Below are 823 nucleotides of genomic sequence, written 5' to 3'. Positions count from 1 at the left end.
ATAATGGTTGTTTAATTTGGCTTAATGCCGACATAACAAGCTCTGCTGTTTTATGTTGACCAACATGATAACCGACAATTTGCCTATCGGATAAGTTCACTAAAACACATAAATAGTTCCAACGTTGCTTAACTTGAATATAGGTTAAATCCGCAACAACAATTTGTTTTTTATCACCTACATCAAATTGTCGTTGCAGGTGATTTTCTGTGGCGGTTTCATTCACTTCCGTATTGTGAGATTGATAACGTTTAACGGTGTATTTTGATACCAGCAATAAGGCTTTCATCACCCGAGCAATGTAACGGCGTGACACCCAAATATTCTCTTTCTGTAAATCAAATCGAATTCGTCTTGTACCATAAGACTGATAGCTCTGATTAAATAGCGTCACGATTTTATCGGCATAAAGCCCTACTGATTTTTGTCTATTCAATTTACACTGATAATAAGCATAATGTCTTGATAATCCTAAATATTGACATAGCTTTGTTATGCTATAACGATGTCGATTTGCTTTTAGGATAGCGATTTTCGTCCTATTATCAGTGCTGCTTGCTTTAAAATATCGTTTTCCATACGGAGTTGTTTAAGCTCTTTACGCAACGCGATTAACTCTTGTTCTTGTGGACTGCGATTATCTTTTGTTTTAAATGAGCCACTTTGGCTTGCTTGCGTTATCCAACGGTCCAAAGCTGATGGTGTCAAATCATATTCGGCAACGATTTCACTACGTGATTTACCATGTTGATAAAGACTGACCATTTGGTGTTTAAAATCATCTGTGAATGTTCGTCTTTTGCGTTTAATCTTATTCATATTT

The 823-nt window shown here is 36.0% G+C and carries 2 protein-coding genes; both read right to left on the bottom strand.

Going from position 1 to position 823, the window contains the following annotated elements; translation table 11 throughout:
* Positions 1-436 (bottom strand): IS3 family transposase (locus BQ5209_RS10555; RefSeq protein WP_143421924.1); only part of this gene is annotated, 436 nt, incomplete at its 3' end.
* An 83-nt stretch (positions 437-519) separates the two neighbouring features.
* A partial coding sequence (locus tag BQ5209_RS10550; RefSeq protein WP_143421923.1) for a transposase occupies positions 520-823 on the bottom strand: 304 nt, incomplete at its 5' end.

Origin of the sequence: Gilliamella mensalis (assembly GCF_900103085.1) — a bacterium.
In the GTDB taxonomy this organism is placed as follows: Bacteria; Pseudomonadota; Gammaproteobacteria; order Enterobacterales; family Orbaceae; genus Gilliamella; species Gilliamella mensalis.
The sequence above is the reverse complement of the archived record's forward strand: the minus strand, read 5'-3'. Positions and strand labels throughout refer to the sequence as shown.